At 40.2% G+C, this 25,673-nt stretch carries 18 protein-coding genes; 16 read left to right on the top strand and 2 right to left on the bottom strand.

The window, feature by feature from the left end:
- Positions 1-87 precede the first annotated feature (87 nt).
- Positions 88-705 (bottom strand): stage II sporulation protein M, encoded by a 618-nt coding sequence (locus tag BLV55_RS06545; protein ID WP_093312611.1) that lies wholly within the window; start codon positions 703-705, stop codon positions 88-90.
- A gap of 19 nt (positions 706-724) precedes the next feature.
- Entirely contained in the window at positions 725-1,528 is an 804-nt protein-coding gene (locus BLV55_RS06550; RefSeq protein ID WP_093312613.1) for an alpha/beta fold hydrolase, read from the bottom strand.
- 234 nt (positions 1,529-1,762) lie between these two features.
- On the opposite strand from BLV55_RS06550, the gene prxU reads away from it, so the two are divergent.
- The 16 genes from prxU (at position 1,763) to BLV55_RS06630 (ending at position 25,527) form a co-directional block, all read left to right on the top strand.
- Positions 1,763-2,482 (top strand): thioredoxin-dependent peroxiredoxin, encoded by a 720-nt coding sequence (prxU, locus tag BLV55_RS14760; protein WP_242870059.1) that lies wholly within the window; start codon positions 1,763-1,765, stop codon positions 2,480-2,482.
- Positions 2,483-2,599: 117 nt separating this feature from the next.
- Positions 2,600-5,527 carry an AfsR/SARP family transcriptional regulator gene (locus BLV55_RS06560; RefSeq protein WP_093312619.1) on the top strand — a complete coding sequence of 976 codons (2,928 nt, stop codon included), beginning with the start codon at positions 2,600-2,602 and terminating at the stop codon, positions 5,525-5,527.
- A gap of 95 nt (positions 5,528-5,622) precedes the next feature.
- Positions 5,623-7,146 carry a histidine ammonia-lyase gene (gene hutH, locus BLV55_RS06565; protein ID WP_093312622.1) on the top strand — a complete coding sequence of 508 codons (1,524 nt, stop codon included), beginning with the start codon at positions 5,623-5,625 and terminating at the stop codon, positions 7,144-7,146.
- 111 nt (positions 7,147-7,257) lie between these two features.
- A complete protein-coding gene (locus BLV55_RS06570; protein WP_093312625.1) occupies positions 7,258-8,568 on the top strand; it encodes a Na+/H+ antiporter family protein in 1,311 nt (436 codons plus the stop codon).
- A gap of 113 nt (positions 8,569-8,681) precedes the next feature.
- Positions 8,682-9,500, top strand: coding sequence for a histidine racemase CntK family protein (locus BLV55_RS06575; protein ID WP_093312628.1), 819 nt, complete (start codon positions 8,682-8,684; stop codon positions 9,498-9,500).
- Positions 9,501-9,611: 111 nt separating this feature from the next.
- Positions 9,612-10,088 (top strand): (2Fe-2S)-binding protein, encoded by a 477-nt coding sequence (locus tag BLV55_RS06580; RefSeq protein ID WP_093312630.1) that lies wholly within the window; start codon positions 9,612-9,614, stop codon positions 10,086-10,088.
- Between the two features lies 1 nt (position 10,089).
- Positions 10,090-10,968 carry an FAD binding domain-containing protein gene (locus tag BLV55_RS06585; RefSeq protein WP_093312632.1) on the top strand — a complete coding sequence of 293 codons (879 nt, stop codon included), beginning with the start codon at positions 10,090-10,092 and terminating at the stop codon, positions 10,966-10,968.
- Entirely contained in the window at positions 10,958-13,255 is a 2,298-nt protein-coding gene (locus tag BLV55_RS06590; protein WP_093312634.1) for a xanthine dehydrogenase family protein molybdopterin-binding subunit, read from the top strand. Before BLV55_RS06585 ends, BLV55_RS06590 begins: the two co-directional genes overlap by 11 nt.
- Complete coding sequence (locus tag BLV55_RS06595) at positions 13,248-14,750, top strand: HAL/PAL/TAL family ammonia-lyase (protein ID WP_093312636.1); 1,503 nt, start codon at positions 13,248-13,250, stop codon at positions 14,748-14,750. The genes BLV55_RS06590 and BLV55_RS06595 overlap by 8 nt, the downstream gene beginning before the upstream one ends.
- A gap of 83 nt (positions 14,751-14,833) precedes the next feature.
- Positions 14,834-16,519, top strand: a complete 1,686-nt coding sequence (locus BLV55_RS06600; RefSeq protein WP_093312638.1) for a BCCT family transporter — start codon at positions 14,834-14,836, stop codon at positions 16,517-16,519.
- 115 nt (positions 16,520-16,634) lie between these two features.
- Positions 16,635-19,703 (top strand): AfsR/SARP family transcriptional regulator, encoded by a 3,069-nt coding sequence (locus tag BLV55_RS06605; protein WP_176968306.1) that lies wholly within the window; start codon positions 16,635-16,637, stop codon positions 19,701-19,703.
- A 71-nt stretch (positions 19,704-19,774) separates the two neighbouring features.
- Positions 19,775-21,799, top strand: a complete 2,025-nt coding sequence (locus BLV55_RS06610) for a urocanate hydratase (protein ID WP_093312642.1) — start codon at positions 19,775-19,777, stop codon at positions 21,797-21,799.
- A gap of 118 nt (positions 21,800-21,917) precedes the next feature.
- On the top strand, positions 21,918-23,186 hold the full coding sequence (gene hutI, locus BLV55_RS06615; RefSeq protein WP_093312644.1) for an imidazolonepropionase: 1,269 nt from the start codon (positions 21,918-21,920) through the stop codon (positions 23,184-23,186).
- Positions 23,187-23,261: 75 nt separating this feature from the next.
- Entirely contained in the window at positions 23,262-24,167 is a 906-nt protein-coding gene (gene ftcD, locus BLV55_RS06620; RefSeq protein ID WP_093312646.1) for a glutamate formimidoyltransferase, read from the top strand.
- Positions 24,168-24,219: 52 nt separating this feature from the next.
- Positions 24,220-24,840 (top strand): cyclodeaminase/cyclohydrolase family protein, encoded by a 621-nt coding sequence (locus BLV55_RS06625; RefSeq protein WP_093312648.1) that lies wholly within the window; start codon positions 24,220-24,222, stop codon positions 24,838-24,840.
- Between the two features lie 144 nt (positions 24,841-24,984).
- Positions 24,985-25,527: a hydrolase gene (locus BLV55_RS06630; RefSeq protein WP_093312650.1), complete on the top strand. Its 543-nt coding sequence runs from the start codon at positions 24,985-24,987 to the stop codon at positions 25,525-25,527.
- The last annotated feature ends 146 nt before the right edge of the window (positions 25,528-25,673 follow it).

The raw sequence follows: 25,673 nt of genomic DNA on the forward strand, positions 1-25,673 counted from the left end.
CCTGTGCAGATAGTCACACATCGCTCAACAGTCTACCATATATTTATCAAAATGCCAAATGCGAGTCTTTGATAAATAACATTGATCCTAAACTGAAAAGTACAACTCCATTAGCCAAGGAGTAAGAAAAACCTCTAAGACAGCGGCGATGGCAAGCAATGTGACAATAAGCGGTAAGCTCCATAAGGCAGCCTGATAATTTTTTTTAAGCCTCCGCTTCCGGCTTTCACTTTGAGGAGGTGAAATAATTTCCTTAGAAATTTTAAGTCCAATAGCACCGCTGAGAAGGATAGCGGGAAGTTCGAATAGGCCATGTGGCAGGATGCCGATTACATAAAATCCAAAAAGTCCCATGCTTCCCTCCTTAAGAACCAAGGCGGAAACAGCGCCTACTAATCCACCGTTAATGATAAGGCCAAAAATGGGCAAAATAAGGATGATTCCACCCAGCAACATCATCAGCGAAGCCCGTAGATTGTTCATAAAAAGAATGCGAACCCCTTGCCATTTAGAAGGGCCGAAAAAAACATCAGAGGCAAGCTCTTCCAAATCATCAAAAAAAAGGCTGAAGAGCTGAAGGATTTCTCCATAATAAATAAAAGCCAAGGCTTTGAAAAGGAAGAGAGAGATGAGAAAAAGAAGAGAAGAAAGAAGAAACCATTTTCGATGCTGGGAAAAAGGTTTGATAAAAAGCTGGAATAACATTAAGCGGCTCCTTTCTCTGCTATTGCTGTTGTTTATAAGGTAATTGGTTAAGAAACATAGCTACTTCTTGATTAAAATCCTTTGGAGCGTCCATATTAGCGTTGTGGCCAGCACCTGAAAGGATAACGAGCCGGCTATTAGGCGAGGATTCATTCCATTGAGAAGCTTCCTCCAATAGATTAGCTGGTGATTCATGCTCTCCGTGGAGAATAAGCAATGGGTGCGATATGGGTTTATCAACACCTAGCTCAAAGCTTTCCATTAGTCCACGCCAAACGTGAAAAAACTGAGATCGACCCATTTTTGTTAAGGATTCCTCATAAAAAGTTCTTGCGGCGGGGGTGATGGCTTTACTGACAGAAATACGGTAAAAAAACTTTTTTTCCGGCACTAGGCGAAAAAACAGAGGCATCATCTTAAACATAAAACGTTGGAAGTTACTAAGCTTATCTGTTTTTAGACGAGATCCTCCAATGCTGATAATTCCCTCTACTCGATCCGGGTAAAGATCAGCTGTGTACTGACTAATCATGCTGCCCATGGATTGACCGACCAGGGTAGCTTTTTTAGCGCCAATAGCGTCTAGCATACCCATTATCTGTTGTGGCATTTCAGTAAATCTAAAAGGTTCTTTCAGGCGATAAGAGTTGCCATGACCAGGAAGGTCCCAGATCAAACAACGATAGCGGTCGCTGAAATAACGGACCTGATCACCAAACATCTGATGATTTAATCCGGCACCGTGAGTAAAAACCAGAACCGGGGCGGCTTCTGGGCCGATAACCTCAAAATATAAATCGCCGTTATGAGTGGGGTGTTTCATAGAAAAACTCCTTTCAATATCGCTGTTTATCAATCTGTATGGCTGTTATTATAACATAAGGAGAAATCCATTTGCGACAAATTCTTTCACCTTCCTGGGTTTTAACGATGCTAGAGGTGATCCGTAGCAAAAATTATTTTATTTAGGAATCTGTGTTTGAAACACCAACAAAGGGTATATGTTCCATAGAGAATCTAAATATATGGATAGATATATTTTATGGAGGTGGATGATTTGCCAGAAGAGTTTAAGCCTGGATGCAAACGACCGACGGTGCAGAAAAAGGAAAAAGACATAAGCCTTAATTCGGAAAAATTAGTGGAAAAACCAAAGGAGGAAAGATCAATGATTAAAGTAGGAAAACCAGCTCCTGTATTTAAAGCTCCAGCCTATCACCAAGGGAAATTTGTTAATGTAGACCTGGAAGAGTTTAAGGGGAAATGGGTGCTGTTATGTTTTTACCCAGGTGATTTTACTTTTGTCTGAGCTACTGAAATATCAGCAGTTGCTGAAAAACATGATGAGCTTAAAGAACTGGGCGTAGAAGTATTGTCTTGTAGTGTTGACAGCGTGTTTGTTCACAAAATGTGGAACGATCACGAAATTTCTAAAATGGTTAATAAAGATGTGCCCTTCCCAATGCTTTCGGATGGTGGTGGTGAAATAGGCAAAATGTATGGGGTTTATGACGAAGAGGGTGGCGTAGAAACCAGAGGCCGATTTATTATTGATCCTGACGGAAATGTCCAAGGCTTTGAAGTATTAACACCACCGGTGGGTAGGAATATTGCTGAGACAATTCGTCAGGTTCAGGCTTTTCAGCTGGTGAGGGAATCAGAAGGTACGAAAGCGACGCCAGCTGGCTGGAAACCTGGCAAGCAAGTATTACAACCAGGTCCGGACTTGGTTGGAAAAGTTTGGGATGTATGGAAAGTGGAGAAAGCATTCGAATAGTTTCTAAAAAACCCTGCTACTGGCAGGGTTTTTTTATGCAATTCTATGACCAGGTAAGCCTCGATTTGATATAATGAAAAAAGAGAAACGCTTAGACAAAGGAAAGGAGGGTTGCGAATGCCTACGATAAAGGCTGTTTTATTAAAGACACCATCTGTTTTACTGGATGGTGAGTCCGTGCGTCTTCCTTATCGAAAAGCAGAAGCAGCGTTTTATTATTTATTAGTGAATGGCAAAGCATCTCGGTCGGAGCTAATGCATTTGTTATGGGGAGATTTTCCGGAAGAAACGGCACGAAAAAATTTGAGGAATGCCCTTTACAAAATTCGAAAGACAATCGGGGAAGAAGGGATTTTGACACCGAATCAAAAAGAACTACTTCTTAATCCGCAATGGCGATGGAGTACCGATCTTCAACATTTCCTGCTGGAAAAAAAGGACACATGGAAACAGTATCAGCAGGAATTCCTGCAGGGATTTTCGGTGAAAGATGCAGAGGATTTTGAGGGGTGGATGTTGAAAAAAAGACAGGAATACGAAGAACTTTATTTAAGAAAACTACATCATGAAATAAAGAAAGCAGAAGAAATAGGAGACGTTGATGAGATTTTAGAATTAGGAAAAGCCTTAATACGGAAAGATGAATTTGACGAAGAGGCAAGAAGAAAAGTGATGGAGGCATATCTGCAAAAGCGACAGTTTCATAAGGCGGTACAGGTTTATGAGGAAACCGTTCAGGTCTTAAAAGAAGAACTTGGGATTCAGCCAGAAGCTCGCACAAAAGCACTTTACGAAAAAGTATTGAGTCAACGTCAGCCAGAAGTATTGTCTGAAAGCCGTAAAGGAAAAGCCGTTATTTTCGGTCGGGAAAAAGAATGGCAACAACTTCAAAGGGAAGTAAGCACTTTTTTTAGGAAGACCTCTCCCAAAATAATTATGATATGCGGAGAAGCAGGTATAGGAAAAACTTTGTTGGTTCAAAAGTTTCTTGAAAGTGAAATATCTCCCGAAGTCGAAGTACTGGAGTCTAATTGTTATCAACAAGAAGAAAATTTTCTGTTAAAACCATGGCAACCTGTTTTTTCGCAGCTAGCAACCCTGCTGGAGATGAATGAGATACATTTGCCCGAAACTTGGATCTATCAGATATCCAGACAGTTTCCAATTTTTGAATCTTTGCTTGCCTCTGGCACAGAAAAGCTGCAAGAAAGGGCATTAGAAGAAGGACAAGGATTAAATCTTATTGAAGCAGTTGTGGGGATGTTGAAAAAAGTAACGATCAATAAAAAATTGATTTTTGTATTTGAGGATTTGCATTGGATGGATTCTGTGAGTTTACAGCTATTACAGCGGATTTTACAGGAAAAAACCTTATCAGTATTATTTTTAATAACCATAAGAGATGGGTATGAAAATCGAAAAGCGTCTTTAACGGCAATGACAAGACATAAAAGTTCTTTGGTGGAAATCAACTTAAGGCGATTCAGCTTTGAGGAGACATTGAAATGGCTCGAAGGAGAAGCAGGGAAGGAAAAGCTGGACAAGAATGACGGTAAAAAAATATATAATGAGACTCGAGGGAATCCCTTTTTTGTAGCAGAATACATCAATGCATTACAAACATGTGGAAGTACTAAAAAACTTTCCGTAAAAGCTCAGAATATTTTACAGAGTCGGTTGCAGGAAATGGCGGAAGAAACAAGAAAGCTGCTAGAGCTGATTTCCCTTTTCTTTCATCGGGTTCCAGTAAGTCGTGTGGCAGGTATCAGTAGTGCTGACGATATGGAAGTGGCCGAAATGTTGGAGCAATTAATAGAACGTGGTATTTTAAGAGAGGTTATTGAAGAAAATAAAACGAGCATAGAATTTGTCCATCAAAAATTTCGCGACTATGTCTACGAGCAACAGTCTCTTTCTAAAAGACGGTTGCTACATCAGCGTGTAGGGATACAATTAGAGGAACAGCTTCGTGAAAACACCAGCGATGTTCTTCGGTATACAGACCTGATTCATCATTTTAAGCAAGGTGGCGACTACCCTCGGGCGTTAAAATATATTATGAAATACCTGAACGGCTATCTTGATTACTATCACGAACTGTTTCCCAGTGCCATTCATTTAAGAAACCTCCCCAGACAGTCAGTTTTTCTTAGTCGGGAAGAAACCATGGTATACTTTGATGAAGTGGAAGCTATTATGGAAAAAATGGATCCGGAAGACTTGCAAGATGAAGAAGTGCGATTTTGGCACCTTTCTTTTCTTCATTTAAAGGGCCGATTGTTAATCCGGGAAGGTGATTATGAAGTGGGTCTGGAAACTACAAAAGAAATGATTCAGCTAGCCTTGGAAGCAGAAAACTGGGATTATGCCATGAATGGATATCAGCAAATAGTAAACTACGGAATACAGACCCAGCAACCAGATATCATGATCCAACATATTGATCAGGCAATGGAGATGGCAGAGAACAAATGCTATCCGGATCGTATGCCTATATTTCTACGCTTAAAGGGGCTTTACCTTATGATGAGTCATGATTTTGATGAAGCAGAACTGGTTTTAGATGAGGCGATCAAAGCTGTATCAGGTATGGAAACCAAGCATCGTCAACATGTAGTCCATGTGTCGGCTTGTCGATATTATAAGGGAGAAATACACAGAAATCGTCAGGAATACGAACAAGCCCTTGAAGAATATCGAAAAGCTGTAGACGGTTGTTCGCAAAAAGATGTCAGACACCATTCAATAGCTGTTTTTTATACGGGTATGGGTTTGGCCTGCTATCAGATGGGTAAGGTTGAAAAGGCAGAAGAATACTTGGTGCAAGCATTAGACTACTTTAGAGAATATGAAATATTTTGGCGCAGATCAATTGCGAATCTTTACATGGCATTAATTGAAGCAGAAAAAAGAAATACCGATACAGCTAAAAAACATATCGATGATGCTCAGGCCTATGCGCGAATGATTAAAAATCCATATGAATTAAGTGTGTTAAAAAGAATCAAAAAAGAGGTGCAAATGAAAACGTCTTCATTTCATTGACGATTTGAAGACGTTTTTTTGATAAAGTATAGAACAAGCTAAAATTGAAAGTGATAAAGAACTTTTGCTGTTTTGATATCAGAGGAGGTAGAAGAATGAAAGAAGTCAGAATTGATGGAAATAGCCTTACAATTGAAGAAGTTGTGGAAGTTGCTCGGAATAACGCTTCAGTTGCTTTAACAGAAGAATCTGTAGAAAAGATTCATCGTGCACGAAAAGTAGTTGACGATTTTGTACAGGAAGAAAAAGTGATTTATGGGATCACTACTGGTTTTGGTAAGTTTAGCGATGTGGTTATCTCAAAAGAAGAAGCAAAACAATTACAAAAAAACCTGATTATGAGTCATGCCTGCGGCGTGGGAGAGCCTTTTGAAGAAGAAATCTCCCGAGGAATCATGTTGCTGAGAGCCAATGCTCTAGCCAAAGGATTTTCAGGTGTCCGGTTAGAAACCATACAAACATTGATAGAGATGTTGAATAAAGGCGTTCATCCGGTGATTCCGGAAAAAGGTTCTTTGGGAGCCAGTGGCGATTTGGCACCTCTCTCCCATATGGTATTAGTGATGATGGGCATGGGTGAAGCTTTTTATCAAGGACAGCGTTTAACCGGAGAAGAGGCAATGAAAAAAGCTGGTATTACCCCTATTGAACTCACATCCAAAGAAGGATTGGGTCTTATTAATGGAACACAGGCCATGACAGCTGTAGGTACTTTATGTTATTATGATGCCATGATCTTGATGAAAACTGCGGATATCGCCGGTGCTTTAACGGTAGAGGCACTAAGAGGCATCACCGATGCTTTTGACCTTCGTCTCCATCAGGTTCGACCACATGCAGGGCAAATACACAGTGCTTCGAACATGTTAAAGCTTACAGAAGAAAGTCAGCGTACGACACGGCAGGGAGAAGTACGGGTGCAGGATGCCTATACGCTTCGCTGCATTCCTCAGGTTCATGGGGCATCCAGAGATGCTTTGGAGCACTTAAAGAAAAAAATTGAAATTGAAATCAACTCAGTAACAGACAATCCGATTATTTTTGCAGATACCAAGGAAGCCATTTCTGGCGGTAATTTCCATGGACAAGCAATGGCATTAGCCTTTGATTATTTGGGAATAGCGATTGCTGAATTAGCGAATATATCAGAACGAAGGATTGAAAGACTTGTCAATCCACAGTTAAGCGGTCTTCCTGCTTTTCTGACGCAAAAGGGTGGTCTTAACTCTGGGTTTATGATTGCTCAATATTCTGCCGCCGCATTAGTATCTGAAAACAAAGTGCTGGCCCATCCTTCCAGTGTTGACTCTATCCCCTCGTCAGCTAATCAGGAGGATCATGTAAGTATGGGTACCATTGGTGCCAGAAAAGCACGAAGCATCCTAACGAATGCACAAAGTGTTGTTGGTATCGAATTAATGGCAGCGGCTCAGGCTATTGATCTTGACGGTGAAGAAAAACCTGGCAGAGGAACGCTGGCAGCATACGAAAGTTTACGGCAGACACTGCCAGCACTGGGAGAAGACCGGGTATTATATGATGACATTCAAATAAGCACAACGGCTGTTGCTTCTGGACAAATTGTCAGCGCTGTTGAAAAAGTAGTAGGAGAGCTGTAATAAGAAGACGCAGAAGGTAAAAAGAATAACCAGAACCTTGGAAAAAATATTCTAAGGTTCTGGAAAAAATAAAAGCACTATAGTTAATAAAATAACGAGGAGGATGTGAAAATGCTGACAAACCCGGTTTTATTATCAGTTGTTATTATGGTAGTTCTTTGCCTACTGAAGCTTAACGTGTTGCTATCTCTTATTATAGCGGCTTTGGCTGGTGGAGTTTTAGCAGGCATGCCCCTGGGTGAAACCATGGGAGTATTAATTGGTGGCATGGGAGGCAATTCCAGTACGGCACTAAGTTATATCTTATTGGGAACATTGGCAGCAACCCTTCATAAAACGGGTATTGCAACCATACTTTCCAGGAAAATTGTTGAGTGGGTTCAAGGAAAAGGTGTTATTTTGGTGTTAATTATTGCCGCTGTCGCATGTTTATCCCAAAACCTGATCCCTGTGCACATTGCTTTTGTTCCAATCCTTATTCCGCCTTTAGTAAAGGTAATGAATAAGCTGAAAATTGACCGACGTGCTGTAGCTTCAGCGTTGACCTTTGGCTTGAAAGCGCCTTATGTAGCACTTCCGGTAGGATATGGATGGATTTTTCATGGACTTATCAGTGATAATATGTCGGAAAATGGCATGGAAGTAGCTCAAAGCTCCATTTGGCACGTCATGTGGATCCCTGGGCTGGCTATGCTAATTGGACTTTTGATTGCTGTGTTTATTACCTATCGTAAGGAACGAGAATATAAAGATATTGAACCGGAAGGACTTGAAACAACTGTTGAAGAAGCAGAAATAAAAATGACCGGCAAACACTGGGTTGCATTGGTTGGTGCGGTATCAGCTTTGGCGATTCAGGTAAGCCCATTAGGCTCATTGCATATTGGTGCTTTGGTTGGTATTACGATTATGCTTGTAGGTGGAGCCATTAAATGGAAAGATTTGGACGAAATGCTTCACAGTGGAATAGGAATGATGGGTTTTATCGCTTTTGTTATGCTGGTAGCAGCGGGCTACGGTTCTGTTATTCGGGAAACCGGTGGCGTTGATCAATTGGTGGAATCTGCCGGAGGAATGTTAGCTGGTAGTCAGGTTGTTGCCGCATCTGTAATGATTTTAATCGGTCTGTTTATTACGATGGGAATTGGTACATCTTTCGGAACCATTCCGATTATTGCGGCTATTTACGTGCCGATGGCGATGGCTCTTGGCTTTAGCCCTCAAGCAACCATTCTTCTTATTGGTACGGCTGCAGCCTTAGGAGATGCCGGTTCGCCAGCCTCCGACAGTACACTAGCACCGACAGCTGGATTAAATGTTGATGGTCAACATGACCATATCTGGGATACATGTGTTCCTACGTTCTTGCATTACAACATTCCGATCGTTATCTTCGGGATCATTGGAGCCGTTATTTTGTAAAAATTGTCAAAAACTTAAAATAATATTGCCTAACCTGTAGAGTAGTATCTAAAGAAGGTCGCTGGTTTTTCAGCGGCCTTCTTACAGTAATATATGTCAGGAGGAATGTTTCGATGAAACTAAAATATTATAAATGCAGTCCGACGGAAAATATGACCATTTTAATATGGGATACGGTACCGAAACACCAGTATGTAGAAATTGCCCAAAAACTAATGAAGGAGAATCATATTCATGCAGAACAGGTAGGCTTTGTAACGGAAATGGTGAAGGGAGAGGAAAACGCCGCGGTTCGGTTGGAGATGATGGGGGGAGAATTTTGTGTAAACGCTACCCGGTCTCTGGCAGCGGTCGTTTCTTTTCGACAGAAAGACGAAGGTGGCATTGTAAAGCTGGAAACCAGCGGTTTAGAAGCACCAATAGACTGTGTTGTAAAGAATATGGATAAAGCATATCAAAAGGAGGTTGGCATTTACATGACCCCTCCTAAAAAAGTAGAAACAATAACCATTTCATCAGAAGAAGGAAGGGTAGAAGGAACCTTAGTGGCAATGGAAGGAATTACCCATGTGGTGGTTAATAGTGGAACAGTGAAAGAAAGAATGTTGCTATACCACGGTATTCGAAAGCAATTAAAAGGAAAAGAGATGGAAGCCCTGGGTGTGATGTTTTATGACGAAAGATTAAACTACCTGGAACCTTTGGTATGGGTGCGGGAGACGGATAGTCTGTTTTGGGAAAGAGGTTGCGGATCAGGAGCAGCAGCTCTGGGAGCTGTCTTAGCTTCTCAAAAGAAAAATAGTATAAAAAAGGCAATAAAACAACCCGGTGGAACCATGGATATAACCGTGAATTGGGAAAAAGGAGCTATTCAAGATATATATTTGAATGGAGAAGTAAGAATTGTATCAGAAGGATGGCTATATATCTAAAAACCCAAAAAGACAAGAGATAATGCTTAAAAAACATTCTCTTGTCTTTTTTTTGACTTTTTGAACATACAATATAAGATAGATGAACCGATTTTTTAAGGAGGAATAAAGATGTTGCTGGATTTCAATGTAAACGGACAGAATTATAAAATAGTAGTAGAAGAAAAATTGAGATTGTTAGATGTATTAAGAGAAAAACTAGATTTAACCGGACCCAAAGAAGGTTGTGGAGAAGGGGAGTGTGGTGCCTGTACGGTGATTGTTGATGATTTAGCTGTTAATGCTTGTTTGATAATGGCTCACCAGGTAATGCATAAGCACGTTACTACCGTTGAAGGATTGGAGGAAAATGGAGAGCTGGGAATTTTACAACAAGCCTTTATAGATCATGGGGCCATTCAATGTGGATTTTGCACACCGGGAATGATGATGTCTGCAAAAGCATTGTTGATCAAAAATGCTAATCCGACAGAAGAAGAAATTAAGAAAGGAATAGAAGGGAATTTATGTCGATGCACAGGTTACCTTAATATTATAAAGGCAATAAAAGAAGCGGCGGTACAAATGGGTAAAAGGAGCGATCGGTAAGATGAGAAAAGATAGTTTTCATGTACACCATCCCGTTGATTTAGAAGAAGCGTTGAAAAAATGGAATGAATCGACGTTTGATCCTGTATTTTTGGCGGGTGGTACCGACTGGGTATTGAAATGGAGGCAGGGTGAGATAGATCCTTTGGTCGTGATTGATATCAGTCATGTGAAAGAACTGAAGGGTATTCGGGAGGAAGAGGACAGGATTGTTCTTGGTGCTGCAACCACTTTCGACGAGTTATCCCTTCATCCGCTACTAAATAAATATGCCATGGTATTGGTACAAGCGGCAAAAAGTGTCGGATCTACACAAATCAGAAATATGGCTACGATAGGAGGCAATGTTGCAAATGCAGCACCATGTGCGGACTCAGTGACAGCCTTAATCGCTTTGGATGCAAAAGCTTGTATCATCAATCAAGAAAAAAGGATAAGAGAAGCATTTATCAAAGATCTGGTTCAGGATAAGCATCAGGACAGATTAAGGGAGAAAGAACTGATAATAGAAATATTTTTTGAAAAAGAAGCGGTTATGACCTTTAATGGTTTTGCTAAAATAGGGGATCGTTCTACGGTGACGATTTCGAAATTAAATGCAGGAATTGCATTGAAATGTGAAAACGGATTAATTAAAAAAGCACAAATAGCCTTGGGAGCTTTAGCGCCGAAAGCTTTTGTGGCAGAAGGATTATCTCATGCCTTAGTAGGAAAAAGAATGGACGGGAGGCTGATTTCATTTTTGCAGGAGGAAGCAGTGACAATAGTGGATCAGTCGATTAAAGGAAGAAAGTCGCATCCTTATAAAAGAGAAGCGGTCAAGGGCTTGATGGATGATCTGATAGCAAACTTGGTGGAGGTGAAGGCAGATGAAATCTAGCAAAGAAAAATTTAAGTATGTTGGTAGATCACCAGCCATGCACGATGCAAAGGAAAAGGCGACAGGTAAAATAAACTATACCGGTGATATAAAAAAAGCAGATATGCTTTATGCCAGATTAGTATTAAGTACGGTAGCTCATGGAAAGATACGTCATATTTCAACGGAAAAAGCAGAGGCACTGCCTGGTGTTGTAAAAGTATATACTTTTGAAAACACCCCGGATACACGTTACAATTCACATCAATGGAATCCGGGACTGAAGGTGTTAAAAGATGAAAGACTTTTTAGTGAAAAAGCAAGATTTGTCGGAGATCGCATGGCGGCGGTTGTGGCAAAGGATGCTTTTACAGCAAAGAAAGCGGCTGATTTGATAGAAATAGACTACGAAACTTTGGAACCGGTTTTGAACATTGAGGAAGCATATGATCAGCAAAAGCCTCTTATTCATGAGGGGACGAAAAACTGTATAGGGAATCACTCTATAGAAGTTGGTAATGTGGAATCCTTAGATGAAAGCGCTCATATAATAGTGGAAAGTGAAATGGAAACACCGAAAATTCATCATGCAGCAATGGAGCCTCATGTTTGCTTAGCAGAAGCAGACTATAATGGTCAAGTAACCATATGGACTCCCTGCCAAGTAGTTTTTCAGGTACAGCTTATTGCAGCTCAGGTCTTGAAGTTACCCTTAGCTAAGGTAAGGGCTATTAAGACTCCTATGGGTGGATCTTTTGGCGGAAAAGGTCAACCAGTTTTAGAACCGGTATGTGCCTATATGGCATATGATTTGCGCAAACCGGTAAGGCTTGAAACTGATCGCAGGGAAAGCATTCTGGCCAGCAGAACAAGGCATCGGGTAAAGGGAAAAGTTAAGTCCTTTGTGGATAAGGAAGGGATCATAAAAGGAAGGAGTATTGATTTAGCCGTTGATTCAGGGGCTTACTTTACTAATGGAGAAGCTTTATTTATGGCAATGGGAAAAAAAGCAAATCGAATGTACCGGATCTCTCATCAAAAAATCAGAGGAGATATTGTCTATACGAATACACCCATAGGTGGCGCTTGTCGGGGTTACGGATCGCCACAAATCCACGCAATCACGGAAATAAACATAGACCAGATGGCTATGAAAACTGGATGGGATCCGGTAGATTTTCGACTAAAAAACGTTGTTCATCCCTATGACGATGATCCGACAGGAGGGCCAAATATTGGGAATGCACGAGTAATGGACTGCGTTAAAGAAGGCGCAGAAGCCTTTAATTGGTATCAGCGCCGTCAAAGAGCTGAAGAAAGTCGGCATGACAGGCTTATCAAAGGCGTAGGCATGGCTTGTGGAACCCATGGAAATGGATATTATGGAGCTTATCAGGATTTTATAACCCTTGATATAAGAATGACCGAAGATGGGGACCTGATTCTAAAGTCCGCACTCCATGACCAAGGGTGTGGCACTGTGATTACGATGAAACAGATCGTATCTCAGGTAATGGATCTGCCATTGGAAAAAGTTACTGCCTATGAAGCCGATACTTTAATAAGCCCTTATGATTCGGCTGGAACGCAAGCCAGTCGAGTCACCTATGTATGTGGTGCCGGTGCTAGAAAAACGGCGGAACTATTAAAAAACAAAATGATAGAGGCGGCGACCCGTATTTTTGACCTATCACCGGCAGAGATCATCATGGAAAACGAATATTTAACTAATGGTAAAACGGGAGGAATCTTAGCAAGTTATGGAGAACTAGTACTTCAAATGAAAGAAAAGTTAAAGATGGATGCTCATATGAATTATACCTATGAATCTCCAGCCAATCCTGCGGTTTATGGTGCTCATTTTACAGAAGTGGAAATCGACCGTTATACGGGGTTGGTGAAAGTGAAAGAAGTATTAGCCGTTCATGATATAGGGAAAGCTATTAATCCGGGAATGGTAGAAGGACAAATACATGGAGCTATACAAATGGGTATAGGGATGGCGATCTCTGAAGATTTGAAGATCGATGAAAAAGGGGTAGCGAAGGGCGATAATTTTAGCCGTTATCATGTGATCAATGCGCCAGATATGCCGGAAATAAAAGTGAAATTGGTAGAAGAAGGAGATGAGTACGGACCTTTCGGAGCAAAAAGCATTGGCGAGGTAGCGGCTGTTCCTATTACAGCTGCCGTTATTAATGCGATTCATCATGCGTTGGAAGTAGTGATCACTCAATTGCCGGCATCTCCGGAACGAATCATAGAAGCGATACAGCAAAAAGAAAAGAAAGGAGCGCAAAATGAATAAAAATAATCTGGTGCTAACTGGAAAGAGTTTAGAATTAAAAGATATTGAAGCTGTTGCTTGCGGGAAAAGAAAAGTTGAGATTGATTCAAAAACTTTTGAAAATATTGTTGAATGTCGACAACTGATTTATGAGTTAGCGGAAAGTGAAACACCAGTTTATGGGTTTAATCGTGGGGTTGGTATGAACAAAGACAGAGAAGTAATGGGGAAATACTTTTCTGAGTACAACAGAAATTTGATTTTAGCGCATTGTGTAAGTGTTGGAGAACCGGCTTCGGAAGAAGTTACAAGAGCGACTGTTCTTGCCAGACTAAACTCTTTTTTGATTGGCTGCACAGGAATCCAACCAGAAATTGTTTTGATGTATCGGGAGCTGTTAAATCGTGAAATACACCCTGTGATACCGAGTAAAGGATCGATTGGTGAAGGTGATATTGGGTGCCTTTCTCATATAGGACTTGCCATTATAGGAGAAGGCGAGGTGATCTATAAAGGAGAGCGAATGGCGTCAGATGAAGCTTTGAAAAAGGAAGGGTTAACACCGATTATTCTCGGACCGAAAGACGGACTGGCCATTGTTTCATCCAACGCACTTTCTTCGGGGAAGGGTGCATTAGTACTGAATGAAATTGAAAGGTTGGTTGACACATTAGATTTAATTTATGCTTTGTCTTTGGAAGGGCTTCGTGGGAACGTTACGCCGCTGGAAGAAAAGCCTTGTGAATATAGAGGTTTTCTGGGTCAAAAGAAAAGCATGCAGCGGGTAAGAGACCTTTTGGAGGGAAGCTACTTGTGGCTTCCGGGAGTAACGGAATCCTTGCAAGATCCTTTAAGTTACCGGGGTTCTTGTCAGGTTCATGGTTCTTTAAGAGATGCGTTAGAGTATACCAGAGAATATTTAACGCTTCAGCTTAACACTTCTGACGACAACCCATGTCTTCTGAAAGAAGAAAGACGTATTATTTCCTGTGCAAATTATGAACCTACTACGTGGGTACTAGGCTTTGAAATGTTGGGTGTTGCCTTAAGTCATGTATCACGAAATGCTTGCTACCGGACCATTAAACTGGCAAATCCCAAATTCACAGGCCTATCACGCTTTCTGACGCCTTCAGATACAAGGGTGATTGCCTACGGAACCATTCAAAAGACCTTTGCAGCATTGGATGCAGAAAACAGACACTTATCAAACCCGACCAGCGTGGATTATCTGTCCCTGGCGGGAGACATTGAAGACAGAGGTACCAACAGTGTTTATGTGGTGGAAAAAACAGGAAAAATCGTGGACAATATCTGGTGGATTTTGGCGATTGAACTGTTGCATGCTTCACAAGCTATTGATCTAAGAAAAGCAACAAAGCTTGGAAAAGGAACAAAACCAGTTTATGAAGCCGTAAGGAAGGCAGTTCCTTTTCTGGAGCAGGATCGAAACCTGACGAAAGATATCGAAACAGTATACTGTTTATTAAAAAATGGGAATCTGTTGAATATTTGACTTTTTTCAGACGTTATCTTGTTATGATCATGACAAGGTAACGAGAATGAATGGATAGATACTTTAGCAGGGAGGGTGAAAAAATGGAAAACAGTGATGTTCGTGTACGTAAAGCTATTTTTATTCCAATGTCAATTATTTTTTCAATGGCCGTAATCATGGGAGCGTTTTTTCCAGACCACTTTTTAAAAGGAGTTAATACCATCGTTGCCTTTGCAAATGATTCTTTTGGATGGCTGTTCCTTTTAGCAGCTGTGTTTTTTCTGGTAGCATGCTTATTTCTACTCTTTTCGAAATTTGGCTCGATACGTCTGGGTGGAGAAAATGCCAAGCCGGAGTACAGTAATTGGTACTGGTTTGCTATTTCTCTGACGGCGGGAATTGCCACGGGTATTCTTTTCTGGGCGATCGCAGAGCCAATCTTTCATTTTATGGCTCCGCCGGAAGTGCTGGGTCTGGCCGCTGGATCTGAGGCAGCTGCCATGTTTTCGATGGGAATTTCATACCTACATTGGTCTTTTGTGCCCTATGCCATGTATGGAATATGTGGTATTGGAATTGCCTACGCTATCTATAATATGAACCTGCCATATAATGTCAGTTCTACGTTGTACCCTATCTTTGGCAAAAAAACCCAGACTACTGTGGGGGCGGTTGTAGACAATTTATGTCTATTTGCAATGGGTGGAGCTGTTGCTGCGATGCTGGGAGTAGCGACACTGGCCATTGGAGCCGGACTTGAAGTAGTCTTTGGGATTTCTCAGTCAAGGATGCTTTGGCTGGCAATTATGATTGTGATTGTACTAAGCTACGTGATTTCCAGTTATACAGGCTTAAATCGTGGCATTAAATGGTTAGCCGATAAAAATTCAAAACTATTTATTGTGATGATGGGCTTTGTCTTTATTATCGGACCGACAGCCTTTATCTTAGATCTGGGAACCCAATCTTTGGGATATTTTTTACAAAACTTTTTAACGCTTGCTACCTGGACTAGCCCTATTGAAGGTTCAAGTTGGCCTCAGTGGTGGCCAGTCTACTACTGGGCCATTTGGATCGCTTATGCACCTTTGATAGGAATGTTTTTAGCAAGACTTGCTAAAGGACGAACGATACGTCAATTTATGCTGGTGAACCTTATTCTTCCATCCTTTTTCGGTATTTTCTGGTTTGCTGTTTTTGGAGGAACGTCAATCTACTACGAAATTCATGCCTTAAGTCTTTGGGATTCTATTCAGTCTTTAGGGCTGGAGGTGGCGGTGTTTGCTTTTCTTCAAAACCTACCCTTTGCAACATTGTTAAGTATCGGGTTTATTTTTGCTCTGTATATCTCGGTTGTTACTCTTGCGGATTCAATGACGAACACAGTCGCTTCTTTATCAACAACAGCACATAATCAGGAAGAAAAAGAACCACCAGTGAAAATTAAGTTTTTTTGGGGGATTGTTATGTGTTCCTTAACCTTTGTAAATCTGGCGAGGGCTGGGGACGGTTCTTTTGAAGGGATTGATGCAACCAAAGAAATTGCAACGGTTGCTGGGTTTCCAACCTTGTTTCTAATGATTTTGATGACGGTGGCGATTCTTTATATGATTGTTCGAAGAGAAAAGTTTGATATGGCTTACCACCCTGAAACGGCAAAAGCCACCTATGATAAAGGTGAAGGTATCCTGGCAGATATAAAAGAGAGCATGGCAAAGCCGGTTGAAATGCCGGAAAACAAAATGAATAGTAATGAGCCGGCTTTTGCTGAGACAGAGAAAAAGTAAAATATTCAGGGAGTTCCTATCTAGGATCTCCCTTTTATCATAAGATCGGTTGAAGGCATTCAATAAGATGGATATAATGAACTTAAAAGATGAAACAAGGGAAGGGGAAAAAGTGATGAAACTATCCATACGATATCTAGGGATACCGGAAGTTAGATTGAATGATAGCATAATCCCTTTTCCTTTTAAAAAAGCAGAGGTGCTTTTTTACTACCTTCAATTAGAAAATAAAGTATCCAGAGAAAAACTTGTAGATCTTTTCTGGGGAGAAGCTGATGAAGCATCAGCAAAAAAAAATTTGAGAAATGCGGTTTATGTGATCAAGAAGCTTTTGGGAACAGATATTTTCATATCATCTAAAAGGCATGTTATCCAGATGAACGACCAAATTATGATAGAAACGGATTTGGATGCTTTTGCGAATCTGGAAAACGAGGCGGCCGTAGAATACTATCGTGGGGATTTCTTGGAAGGTATTTATATTAAAGACTCGGAATGGGTGGAACACTGGATATTCCAAAAAAGACAGGAGTGCCAAGCGGCATATTGGGATAAACTGTTGGAAATAACAAAAGATAATATAAAGATAAAAGCTTATGATAAAGCTGAGTACTATGCAAAAAAGCTGATTTCTCAGGATGTTTTGAATGAAGAAGCCTATCGTTTACTGATGGAAATTTATCATCGGCAGCAAAAGATAAATAAAAGTATTGCCGTTTATGAAGAGGTAAAAGAAGTGTTGGATCGGGAGCTATCTGTGTCACCGGATGAGACCACCAAAGCACTATACGAAAAATTAATCAGCTTGAAAAGAAACCATAGGATACACGAAAAAAAAGCAGAATCACCTGTTGAAGATATTTTTTTTGGAAGGGAAAGAGAATTAGAAATTCTAAAATCTAATCACTTTCCTGCTACAAAAGGAAAAACAGCTAAATCTGTTCTGATTACTGGTGAAGCAGGTATCGGAAAAAGTAAACTGATAGAAGAATTTATTAAAAGAACAGAAGATGATTCCTGTGCATGGTTGTTATCCTATTGCTTTAAGCCGGAGCGGAACGAATATTATCGACCTTGGGTACCTATTATCTCTAAAATGACGGATTTGATTAAAAAGTATCACATAAAAATTCCGGAGCAAATCATTATGATGCTGGGGAATTTTTTTCCTTCCTTGCTGCGAATTAGAGAAAATGAATTTTTGAGGGAAGGGATTAATGGGTATCAGCATCAAATGATAGAAAATCAGATGGTTCAATTAGTGGAAATAATAACAGAATATATTCCAATGGTTATTATTTTTGAGGATATCCAGTGGATGGATGAAAAAAGTCGTTCGCTATTTCACTACCTTTTATCGCAAAACAATGAAGGCTTATATACTGTGGCCTCTTTAAGGTATGAAGCATCTTATGAAGATGAAGGTTATCTGTATCATCTGCAGGCCGGAGGTCTTGTAAAGAAAATTGAGTTAAACCCCTTTGATAGGAAAAACACAATTGACTTTTCAAAAAAAATATGGAAAAGGGCTGTATTTCCGAAAGAAATGGAGCAGCGAATATACGATGAAACCTTGGGGAACACCTTTTTCATTAAAGAGTTGTTAAATCATTATATGAAAACAAATGAAATGGGAACTCATTCAGTTCCCATGGAAAATGCTATCAAGTCAAGGTTCTTGGAGCTGTCAGAACAAGAAATGAAACTTGTTAACATGTGTTCTTTGTTTTTTGATAAAGTATCATTAATGGATATTCAACAGTTGACGGGAAAAGAAGATACTGAATTGATTGATCATTTAGAAAAAATACAGCAAAAAAGCATTTTGAAAGAAGTCGTAAATTTTCATGATGAGCCTCAAGAGATTAAGTTCATCTTTATGCATCAAAAAGTAAGAGAATATGTTTATCAAAGCATTCCATCGTTTAAGCGAAAAGTATTGCATCAAAAGATTGCAAAGATGTTAGAGCAAAAGACAGAGATTGTCAAAAATCCGGAAGCCTTATATTCAAGGCTTATGTATCACTATAAAAATGCGGCCGACGAAGTGAACCATCTTCATTATAAAATAAAAAATGTTGAAAGCCATTTGGATTTTTATCATGAAATGTTTCCTGTTTTGAAATATGAAAGAGAAGTTACTAATCTTTCCTGGGATCGAAAAAGGGTTAATGACGAGTTGAAAGAGGTTCACAAGCTATTGGTCAGCATTCGAAAGGAACATGCGACTCAGGTGTATGAAGAAATGGAAGTTAAATACCTCTATACACTGGCAAGGTTTCAAATTTTACAGGGCTTATACAAACAAGGAATGGCGATTAATCGAAATATGATTCGAAAGTCTGAAAAAATTCAGCATCCGGAATTCATGCTTCAAGGGTATAAACATGCTATTTATTATTGCATTAACATTCGCAATCCGGAACAAATGAAAACATATATTCATAAAGCTTTTCAAGTTTTAAGACATTATGATTCGATGAATACGATAGAAGAAAAAGGAATCCTGATGAGATTGAAAGGCAAAATGAAAATGATGACAGGGGATTGGAAGGAAGCGGAAGCCTGCTTTCATGAAGCGTTAAAACTATTTATTGGACTGGAAAATGTTCGGCCATATATTCTTAATATAGCGGCTTGCTACAGTTTTTTAGGTGAATGTAGCCAGAATCGTGGAGACATGCGAAAGGCAGAAGCCTACTATAGAAAAGCGATTGTGATATGTGAAAACAAAAAACTTCGAAAAGGACTACCGATTTTTTATACCCACCTGGGAAAAATGTATTTTGATACAGGTGAATGGCAAAAAGCGGAGATGTATTTGAGAAAAGCTATTGATACCTACACTACAACAGAGTGTTTATGGAAAAAATCTATTCCTTATGCTTGCATGGCGCTGATCTTGCTTGAGAAAAAAGAAGTTCATCAAGCAACTGAGTGTCTTCAAAAGGCGTCCAGCTATGTAGATTGTTTTCAAAATCCCTATGAAATTGGAATATACTACCGTATTTGTTATGCTATTGCAAGGAAAACTCAAAAGGATGCTGGTTTGATGCATAAGTTTTTACGGTATATTCCTTATGATGCAGCATTTTATCATGAAAAAATGAAAGAAAATGCCATGATTACTTGTTCGAATTACGAACTGAATCAAAGTGAATCTCAGACTTCGACACTTTGTTGACGGCGACCCGTTACAATTAGTGTAAGAAGCAGCAAAGAAAAGAGTAAAGAGATGTGAAGGGAGCGAATGATATGTTTGATCGAAAAGAAATTGGAAATGCAATGACCATTAAACTAGAAGGACCGTTACCGGAATCAAAACCTTTTTTGGAAGGCATTAGACGAGCACCAGATAGAGGATTTAAGTTGACAAAAGCACAGACAGAAGTAGCTTTGAAAAATGCCCTGCGTTATATTCCGGAAGAGTATCATGAAGAAATGGCACCGGAGTTTTTAGATGAATTGCTATCAATGGGACGGATTTACGGATACCGTTTCAGACCGGAAGGCAATATTAAAGCAAAATCAATTGATGAGTATCAAGGCAGATGTATTGAAGGAAAAGCCTTTCAACTGATGATGGACAACAACCTAGACTTTGATGTAGCTTTGTATCCCTATGAATTGGTTACCTATGGTGAAACCGGGAAAGTATGCCAAAACTGGATGCAATACCTGTTGATTCAAAAGTATTTGCAGGAAATGACACAGGATCAGACCTTGGTAGTTTCTTCCGGGCATCCTGTGGGACTGTTTAAGTCGAAGCCGGATAGTCCGAGAGTGATCGTGACTAACTCCTTAATGATAGGTATGTTTGATAATGCCAAAGATCAGGACATTGCGGAACAAATGGGTGTGGCCAACTATGGTCAAATGACAGCTGGTGGATGGATGTACATTGGTCCTCAGGGGATTGTTCATGGAACCTTTAATACTTTACTCAATGCAGCTAGACTAAAAATGGGTCTGGCGGAAGATAAAGACCTGGCAGGAATTCTGTTTGTTTCTTCAGGCTTAGGTGGAATGAGTGGTGCTCAGCCGAAAGCTGTGGAAATTGCCAATGGAGTAGGGATTGTAGCAGAAGTGGATGAGTCAAGAATTAAAACCCGTCATGATCAGGGCTGGGTACAAAAAGTAAGTGCCGATTTGGAAGAAGTATATCGCTGGGCAAAGGAAGCTCAACAAGAGAAAAAACCTTTATCGATTGCTTATCATGGTAATGTGGTAGATTTGCTGGCTTATGCCGTTGAAAAAGATATTAAAATTGACCTTCTTTCGGATCAAACATCTTGCCACGTTGCTTACGAAGGAGGTTACTGCCCTCAAGGCATGACCTTTGAGGAAAGAACAAATATGTTGAAAAATGATAGAGAAACGTTTATTAAGCGGATCGATGAAACATTAAAAACACATTTTGAGCTTATTCAAAAACTAGTTGATAAAGGCACGTATTTCTTTGATTATGGAAACGCATTCTTAAAAGCTGTGTTTGATGCAGGTGTTAAAGAAGTTTCATTGAATGGTGTAGACGAAAAAGACGGATTTATATTCCCGTCTTACGTAGAAGATATTCTAGGACCGGAACTATTTGACTATGGATATGGACCATTCCGCTGGGTATGCCTCAGTGGGGATCCGGAAGATCTTAGAAAAACCGATGCGGCAGCGATGGAGTGCATAGACCCTAATCGTCGAGGACAGGACCGCGATAATTATGTTTGGATTCGAGATGCTGAAAAAAATAAAATGGTAGTAGGAAGTCAAGCTAGAATCTTATATCAGGATGCTTATGGCAGAACCAATATAGCCCTTCGTTTTAACGAAATGGTAAGACGTGGCGAAATAGGTCCTATTATGCTGGGACGTGACCATCATGATGTAAGTGGTACGGATTCACCCTTTAGAGAAACATCCAATATTAAAGATGGCAGCAATATTATGGCCGATATGGCAACCCAAAGCTTTGCCGGCGATGCGGCACGGGGAATGAGTTTGGTAGCGCTGCATAATGGTGGCGGTGTAGGTATTGGTAAATCCATTAACGGAGGTTTCGGGATGGTGCTGGATGGCAGCAGAAGAGCCGATCGGATTTTGGAGACTGCGATGCTGTGGGATGTTATGGGAGGCGTTGCAAGACGTGCCTGGGCAACCAATGAAAATGCACTGACAACCAGTATGGAATATAATGAGTTGAATAAAGGACAAGACCACATTACATTACCTTACCTGGCAAATGAAGAACTGGTGAAAAAATTGGTGGAAGAGAAGGTTAAGTAAAACCGTACAAAGAAAAGGAGTCTTTGCATTGCTCTATGACGAGCCGTGTGAAGGCTTCTGATTATGAATAGATAAATAAAATTTATAAGACGAAGGAAAAGCAATAGGAGGTGTTTTGATGCAAAGTGGTAATATGATTATAAAAAATGCAAGTCAGATAGTAACTTGCAGTGGTACAAAAGCAAAAAAAGGAAAAGAAATGCAGGATCTTCATGTGGTGGAAAATGGAGCAATCCTTATTGAGAAAGGCATCATTCAATCTGTTGGAAAAGAGGAAGAAATCCTAAAAGGCATAGACGAAAGTCAATACCAAGTAATTGATGCAGAAGGAAAAGCTGTTTTGCCAGGTTTTGTTGATTCTCATACCCATTTTGTATTTGGTGGATATAGAGCAGAAGAGTTTACCTGGAGATTGCGTGGAGATGATTATATGGATATCATGAACCGTGGCGGTGGAATTATCAGCACGGTGCAAGCTACTCAGGAAGAAAGTAAGGAAGAATTATATGAAAATGGGTACCAGCGACTCACATCCATGCTTTCCTTTGGTGTTACGACAGCAGAAGGAAAAAGTGGGTACGGGCTTAATAAAGAAACGGAGTTAAAACAATTAGAAGTAATGAAAGAAATTAATGAAAACCATCCGGTGGATGTGATCAGCACCTTTATGGAAGCTCATGCTGTTCCTGCAGAGTATAAAGGGAAAGAAGATGAAATGATCGAAAACATTATCCGTGAAAGCCTTCCAGAAATTAAAGAAAAAAATCTGGCCGAGTTTTGTGATATTTTTACAGAGAAAAATGTTTTTACGATTGAGCAATCTCGACGGTTATTGACCGCTGCAGCTGAAATGGGCTTTAAACTGAAAATGCATGCCGATGAAATTGTTCCCCTTGGTGGTGCGGAATTAGCCGCAGAAGTAGGTGCTGTTTCTGCCGATCATTTATTGCAAGCTTCTGATGCTGGTATTGCAGCGATGGCAGAAAAAGATGTCGTAGCAACCTTATTACCAGGAACGGCTTTTAGTTTGAGAGAATCTTATGCAAGAGCCAGAGATATGATTGAAGCCAATTGCGCAGTTGCCTTGGCATCAGACTTTAACCCTGGTAGTTGCCATACAGAGTCTATTCCATTAATTATTGCACTGGCAACCCTTTACATGGGAATGTCGCCGGAAGAGACGATTACAGCCTTAACCATTAATGGAGCAGCAGCTGTTGATCGTGCGGATAGCGTAGGAAGCCTTGATCCAGGGAAAAAGGCGGATATTATTATTTTAAGAGATCCTTCCTATCATTTTTTATCTTACCATATTGGTGTGAATTCCGTTGAACGTGTCGTTAAAGATGGTATAATGGTAATGGATAACCGACACAAATTATTATAAAGGCAAGCTGTAAAAAAAATCGTTAAAATCCTGACAATGATTCAGGTGAAAGATACAACTTAAGGAGGAGTTATCATGAGCAGTAAAAAACAAATTGTTCAATGCGTTCCAAACTTTAGTGAAGGTCGTGATCTGGCAGTTGTAGAAAAAATTGCCGATGCTTTTCGAAACACTCCGGATGTAAAATTGCTGGATTATAGTAGTGACGAAGATCATAACAGATGCGTTATTACCGCTTTAGGAGAAGCGAAAGCAATGAAAGAAGCGGTTATCAAAGCGGTTGGAACGGCTTTTGAGTTAATTGACATGACGAAGCATGAAGGGCAACATCCTCGAATGGGAGCCGCTGATGTAGTACCTTTTGTACCGATCAAAGATATTACAATGGAGGAAACGGTTGCACTAGCTGAAAGTGTGGCAGAAGAAATTGCCGAAAAATTTGGTCAGCCAATTTTTCTATATGAGAAAGCAGCCAAAACTCCGGGACGCGAAAACTTAGCAAAAGTTAGAAAAGGTCAGTATGAAGCCATGGCAGAAAAAATAAAAGAAGCAGAATGGAAACCGGATTTTGGCCCTACAGAAATGCCGCCTCAAACTGGCGTAACAGCCGTAGGTGCACGGATGCCTCTGGTAGCTTATAACATTAACCTGGATTCTTCCGATCCGGAAGTTGCTGATAAAATTGCGAAAAAAGTCCGTCATATCAGTGGTGGTTTAAGATATTGTAAAGGAATGGGTGTTGAACTGAAAGACAGAGGTATTGTTCAAGTATCTATGAACATGACGGATTATTCCAAAACGGCTCTTTATCGAGTGTTTGAACTAGTTAAAATTGAAGCACAGCGATATGGTGTTAATGTGGTTGGTAGTGAAATTGTAGGCGCTGTTCCAATGGAAGCGTTAATTGATTCGGCTGCATATTACTTGCGACTGGAAGATTTCACAATGGATCAGGTATTAGAAACATCTTTAATGGAATAAATGGTGGTTAGAAGCATTAATTAATTCAATAGATAAAGAAGGGATGATTAGTATGCTGGCGGATAAAAGTGTAAAAGGGTTTTTGCAGGAAACAGCTTCGGACGCTCCGGTACCAGGTGGAGGCAGCATTGCTGCGATGAGTGGTGCGACAGCGGCGGCACTAACCTCGATGGTTTCGAATTTAACCATTGGAAAAAAGAAGTATGAAGCGGTTGAAGAAACAATGAAAGAAATAAGAGATCGTGTTGATGCTGCACGTGAGCAGTTGATCGACTTGATCGACAAAGATGCTGATTCTTTTAATGGTGTGATGGCATGCTTCAAAATGCCCAAGGAAACAGAGGAAGAAAAAGCAGCAAGAAAAGAGGCTATCCAGCAGGCGACCAAAGAGGCGGCTCAGGTACCTCTTGAAATAGCAGAAAAAGCCATGGGCTTAATGAAAGATATTGAAGTTATTGTTCAATCTGGTAATAGTAATGCGGTAACGGACGGAGCTGTAGCTGCAATGCTGGCACGGACAGCTGTATTGTCAGCTCTGTATAATGTGAAAATAAACTTGGGCGGCATTAAGGATGAAACCTATGTAAAAGAGATGGCTCAAAAGGTTAGCGACTTAGAAGAAGCGGCACAAGTTCAAGAGAAAAAAATTCTGGAACAAGTCAAACTAGACTAATAAAAAAGCAAACAAACATCCTGGCTTTGGGAAAAACCAAAGGCAGGGTGTTTTTGCATTTGGCTAAGTTGCTAAAGGTTAGATACTTGAATGATGAAGAAAAAACAAAAATAGACAATCCAAAAATGAACAAGGAGGATATTTATGAGGCTGATAAAAGAAAACTCAACCGCCGTTATCATTGATATGCAAGAAAAACTAACACCTCATGTACAACACCATAAAGATTTGATGGAACGGATGAAAATTCTCATTAAAGGATTAAAAGCGCTAGGAGTTCCAATACTGGTGACGGAACAATATCGAAAAGGGCTGGGACCAACCATACCGGAAATTCAAGAAGTACTGGAGGAAGAGGTGACGGTTGAAAAAATGGCCTTTAGCTGTTGTGATGATGATGAATTTCAAAAGGCGCTAGACAAAACAGGACGGACACAGGTAATTGTAGCTGGTATTGAAGCTCATGTATGCGTGCTTCAAACAGTGATTGATTTAATAGAAAAAGGCTATCAACCCATTGTAGTAGAAGATTGTTTATCTTCCAGAAAAACGATGGACAAAGATATTGCAATGAAAAGAATGGCGCAAGAAGGAGCAAGGACGGTTAGCTGTGAATCAATTCTTTTTGAATTGTGCCGTTATGCGGGAACGGATACCTTTAAAAAGATTTCTAAATTGGTGAAATAACGATGTAGAGGATGAGTGGATGAAAGCGGTGCGAAGAGGTCTCCTTTGCGCCGCTTTTTTTATGAAGCATTTGCTTCGCGGAAGAATGTGAACAGATTTCTATAATTGATAGAAAATACAATGAATACATGCTAAGATAGATTCGA

The organism is Tindallia californiensis, assembly GCF_900107405.1.
GTDB lineage: Bacteria > Bacillota > Clostridia > Peptostreptococcales > Tindalliaceae > Tindallia > Tindallia californiensis.

Excerpts from the sequence above, each read along its gene's own strand:
- BLV55_RS06545 (WP_093312611.1), bottom strand. The coding sequence starts at position 705 with ATGTTATTCCAGCTTTTTATCAAACCTTTTTCCCAGCATCGAAAATGG.
- BLV55_RS06550 (WP_093312613.1), bottom strand. The coding sequence starts at position 1,528 with ATGAAACACCCCACTCATAACGGCGATTTATATTTTGAGGTTATCGGC.
- BLV55_RS06560 (WP_093312619.1), top strand. The coding sequence starts at position 2,600 with ATGCCTACGATAAAGGCTGTTTTATTAAAGACACCATCTGTTTTACTG.
- hutH (WP_093312622.1), top strand. The coding sequence starts at position 5,623 with ATGAAAGAAGTCAGAATTGATGGAAATAGCCTTACAATTGAAGAAGTT.
- BLV55_RS06570 (WP_093312625.1), top strand. The coding sequence starts at position 7,258 with ATGCTGACAAACCCGGTTTTATTATCAGTTGTTATTATGGTAGTTCTT.
- BLV55_RS06575 (WP_093312628.1), top strand. The coding sequence starts at position 8,682 with ATGAAACTAAAATATTATAAATGCAGTCCGACGGAAAATATGACCATT.
- BLV55_RS06580 (WP_093312630.1), top strand. The coding sequence starts at position 9,612 with ATGTTGCTGGATTTCAATGTAAACGGACAGAATTATAAAATAGTAGTA.
- BLV55_RS06585 (WP_093312632.1), top strand. The coding sequence starts at position 10,090 with ATGAGAAAAGATAGTTTTCATGTACACCATCCCGTTGATTTAGAAGAA.
- BLV55_RS06590 (WP_093312634.1), top strand. The coding sequence starts at position 10,958 with ATGAAATCTAGCAAAGAAAAATTTAAGTATGTTGGTAGATCACCAGCC.
- BLV55_RS06595 (WP_093312636.1), top strand. The coding sequence starts at position 13,248 with ATGAATAAAAATAATCTGGTGCTAACTGGAAAGAGTTTAGAATTAAAA.
- BLV55_RS06600 (WP_093312638.1), top strand. The coding sequence starts at position 14,834 with ATGGAAAACAGTGATGTTCGTGTACGTAAAGCTATTTTTATTCCAATG.
- BLV55_RS06605 (WP_176968306.1), top strand. The coding sequence starts at position 16,635 with ATGAAACTATCCATACGATATCTAGGGATACCGGAAGTTAGATTGAAT.
- BLV55_RS06610 (WP_093312642.1), top strand. The coding sequence starts at position 19,775 with ATGTTTGATCGAAAAGAAATTGGAAATGCAATGACCATTAAACTAGAA.
- hutI (WP_093312644.1), top strand. The coding sequence starts at position 21,918 with ATGCAAAGTGGTAATATGATTATAAAAAATGCAAGTCAGATAGTAACT.
- ftcD (WP_093312646.1), top strand. The coding sequence starts at position 23,262 with ATGAGCAGTAAAAAACAAATTGTTCAATGCGTTCCAAACTTTAGTGAA.
- BLV55_RS06625 (WP_093312648.1), top strand. The coding sequence starts at position 24,220 with ATGCTGGCGGATAAAAGTGTAAAAGGGTTTTTGCAGGAAACAGCTTCG.
- BLV55_RS06630 (WP_093312650.1), top strand. The coding sequence starts at position 24,985 with ATGAGGCTGATAAAAGAAAACTCAACCGCCGTTATCATTGATATGCAA.